This window comes from Mycobacterium sp. (assembly GCF_049280035.1).
In the GTDB taxonomy this organism is placed as follows: domain Bacteria; phylum Actinomycetota; class Actinomycetes; order Mycobacteriales; family Mycobacteriaceae; genus Mycobacterium.
The window spans coordinates 1-3184 of record NZ_JBAPPI010000464.1; the positions used below are offsets into that span (position 1 = coordinate 1).

The 3184-nt window shown below is 63.5% G+C and carries 3 protein-coding genes, 1 pseudogene and 1 riboswitch; of the genes and pseudogenes, 2 read left to right on the forward strand and 2 right to left on the reverse strand.

Going from position 1 to position 3184, the window contains the following annotated elements:
- Positions 1-229: pseudogene (locus WAN71_RS15240) on the forward strand (hypothetical protein); the annotation flags it as partial.
- Between the two features lie 6 nt (positions 230-235).
- Here the strand turns inward: WAN71_RS15240 and WAN71_RS15245 are convergent.
- A complete protein-coding gene (locus WAN71_RS15245) occupies positions 236-895 on the reverse strand; it encodes an O-methyltransferase (RefSeq protein WP_422226130.1) in 660 nt (219 codons plus the stop codon).
- Positions 896-1065: 170 nt separating this feature from the next.
- Positions 1066-1237: riboswitch (M-box (ykoK) riboswitch) on the forward strand.
- A gap of 345 nt (positions 1238-1582) precedes the next feature.
- Between WAN71_RS15245 and WAN71_RS15250 the strand changes: the two genes are divergently transcribed.
- Entirely contained in the window at positions 1583-1915 is a 333-nt protein-coding gene (locus WAN71_RS15250) for a hypothetical protein (RefSeq protein WP_422226131.1), read from the forward strand.
- A gap of 139 nt (positions 1916-2054) precedes the next feature.
- Here WAN71_RS15250 and WAN71_RS15255 read toward each other — a convergent pair whose 3' ends face one another.
- The gene (locus WAN71_RS15255) at positions 2055-2987 is read right to left on the reverse strand and encodes an NADP-dependent oxidoreductase (RefSeq protein WP_422226132.1); all 933 of its coding nucleotides are present in this window, start codon (positions 2985-2987) and stop codon (positions 2055-2057) included.
- Positions 2988-3184: the final 197 nt, after the last annotated feature.

The following is a 3184-nucleotide window of genomic DNA, read 5'->3' on the forward strand; positions in this document are numbered from 1 at the left end:
CTTGTGGCCAGAGGATCAACCCGAGCGGGTGAAACAATGGAACACGTTGTTGAGCGGAACCATCGGCCAACGCGCGGGCGTGGGGATACTGGACCTGAACAAAAAGCTGTGCCCGGAAGGTGTCTACACCGCGAAAGTCGATGGCATCCAGGTGCGTAGCGACGGTGTGCACCTGACCTCCGAAGGCGTGAAGTGGCTAACGCCGTGGCTCGAGGAATCGCTGAGATAGTCGCAGCTAACTGCCGACGCGGCAGCTGATTTCCATACTGTCACTTTTGCGAGCAACGAAGTTCACACTCACATAGCCGTTCTCAGCGCTGCGGACATAGTCGAGGTAGGGCTGCGCGTCCGCCATCTCCGTGTTGTCGGCGACGACGAGGGCTCCTGGTGACAGATGCGGTTCGAGCAGGTTGATCACCGGGAGGTACAGCTCCTTCCAGCCGTCGAGCAGCACGAAACCGACCGGTCCGTCCAGGCCGGCAAGCGTGGAAAGTGCGTCTCCTTCAAGGATGGTGATCAGGTCGTCCAACCCGGTGTCGACAAAGGTCTGCTTCGCGGCGGCGATCTTGTCCGTGCTGAGCTCAGTGGTTACCACTCGGCCACTACCGTTGTCGCGCACCGCTGACGCCAGATGAAGCGCTGAAATACCAAACGACATACCAAATTCCACGATGGTCGCGGGTCGAGTTGCCCGAACCAACGAGTACAGCAATCGGCCGGCCTCCGGGGTCACCGGGATGTAGAAGGCACTCATCGCGTCGGCGCGCTCTTGGGCGGTCCTTACTGTAGACAGCGCATCTCGCATATCGCGCAACCGCGGCGTTTGTTCGTTCGTCTCGGCGTACATCCGGTCCAGGGCTGCTGCGACTCGTTGGTCGTGCAATGTATTGGGCATACCGCCGAGCCTAGGCGGCGCGGGCGGCAATTTGTCTGCTCCCCTGCGACTGGCCGCACTCGACGGACCCTTAGCTTGTGCGGTCTGAGCTGCACCGGCGCGGCGCCGACTGCAAACTTTTTTCCGATAATGTTTGACCTGCACCGCTTCCGATGCCAGGATGGACTAAGCAAGCACCTCGGTAGGTGAGGCGTCTGCATGGATATAGGCCACTGACCCCGAACGTCGAGAGACGCCCCGGGTCAGGACAGCTCCTCCCGGCTTAAGGGTTGAGCCCAAGTGGCTTCCGGAAGAACTCCGGATACGCCGTGCAGTGCCGAAGCTCCGACGAGGGGGTGCCGGTTCGTCCGCCAGCCGGCGGGCCCCAAAACCCCTTATGTGCGTGCACCTTGGGTGACACCCGCGTGTGTCCTGGCCGTGAGGAGGTGATGGGCGAGATGAGTCCGAGCGACAGTCCGCATCCGTATTCGAATTTTGTTTCGTCCCGATCCAGTCGCGGCATTCCTTCTGCCGCCTGAGCCTTTCTCGGATGCTACTTCGGTTGTGTCTGCGCGTATTTGGCATGCGGGGCAATCAGGTGTGCCCGAAACCCGCTCAGCGGTTGACAAGGTGTGTGGCAATCGGGCGGGCTCCCACAGGAGACGAGCATGGAATTTCTTGTTGCACAGGCAAATCGAGGAGGCAGTGATGGCCAGGCCTAATCCGGAGCGCCAGATCCACCGCGCGTGCGGAGATGTCCGTGCTGCTCTTCTCCAGGCGCTGGAGTTGCTCTCGGAAAGCACGGTCCCCAGCGCCGGCTGCGATGACATGTTCAGGGCCTTCAGCGAATTAGGGCGTGTCCAGCGTCATGTCGCCGTTGCGCTGCACGCCGCCAACTTGCTCGACCAGATGGTGGGCCTTCCGGAAGAGCAGCGCCCGCCCTGGTCGTATTACCGCGGCCGGATTGGCAAAAAGCCGTTGTATGTGCTGAATTCCGGCGACGGTGATCACGGCTTCGCAAGGCGGGCGTCCGCCTCCTAGCGACAGTTACCGCTGCTGACACGTTCGACGCGGATGCGCTGCGTCGCGCGTCGGGCTGCGCATGCCCTGACCCCGGCGCGTCCGCAACATTCCTGATGGTGGTCAAGGTCGTCCAGGCTGGCATCGGCTGAGGAGAATATCAGGGCAGCAGAACGATTTTGCCATGGGTGTGCCGCTGCTCGAGCTCTGCGTAAGCGTCGGCGACCCGGTCCAGCGGGTAGGTGGCGGCGACGTCGAAGTCGACTGCGCCGGAGGCGATCAGGTCCGCAATTTCGGTCAACACCGCAGGCGTCGACGCCTCGGCGCTGCCCTCGGTCTTCGCGCCGACCTCGGCGGCTTTCGCGAAGGAGATGATGGTGTCGATGCGTTCGGGCGGCACATCGAGGTCGACGGCGAGCTGAACGTAGTCCGGTCCGAACAGGTCGATGAAGGCGTCGATCCCGTCCGGCGCGGCCTCCCGCAACCGTTCGGCCAACCCGTCGCCGTATTCGACCGGGACGACGCCGTGAGCGCGCAGCCACTCGGCGTTGCTTGCCGACGCGATGCCCAGCACCCGCACGCCGCGGAGCGCCAACAACTGGACGACCAGGCTACCCACTCCGCCGGCCGCGGCAGAGACTGCGACCGTCTCGCCCGGCTGCGGCGCCACCGAGCGAACTGCCGCGTAGGCAGTGGCACCGACGACGTAAAGAGAGCCGGCGGCCTCCCAGCTCAGCTGGGGGGGCTTGTGGATCAGCTGGTCGACCGGGACAAGGGTATGGGTGGCGTGGCTGGAACGCTGGAAACTGAATCCGAGCACCTCATCTCCGACGGCGAAATCGCTTACCCCGTCCCCGACCTCGACGACAACGCCGGCCAGGTCGCTGCCCTCGCCCGAGGGAAACGTGGCGGGGAACTGCTCACGCATTGCGCCGCTGCGGATGGCCGCCTCACCGGGATTGATCCCGGCGGCCCGAACCTCGACTAGCACCTCGCCCTCACCGGGCGCGGGCACATCGATATCGGCCACGTACAGGACATCGCGCCCGCCGTAGCCGTCGAAACGGACCGCGCGGGCTTTGGTTGCTGTCATGCTGAACTCCTTTTTGGTATGTGGCTTTAAGGCCGAGTCGCCAGCAGCCCGAGATGTTCCAGATCGGCGACGTATTTCTCGATCAAGGGAGCTGACAGATGCGGAATATCCTTGTCTGCACCGATTTTCGCTGCCTGTACGGCGTCGCGGAACACCTCCGTGGGTGCGGGCGCACCCAGCAGCGGCTGCTCCGGTTT

Coding starts and splice junctions, on each gene's coding strand:
- WAN71_RS15255 (WP_422226132.1), bottom strand. CDS start 2,987: ATGACAGCAACCAAAGCCCGCGCGGTCCGTTTCGACGGCTACGGCGGG.
- WAN71_RS15250 (WP_422226131.1), top strand. CDS start 1,583: ATGGCCAGGCCTAATCCGGAGCGCCAGATCCACCGCGCGTGCGGAGAT.
- WAN71_RS15245 (WP_422226130.1), bottom strand. CDS start 895: ATGCCCAATACATTGCACGACCAACGAGTCGCAGCAGCCCTGGACCGG.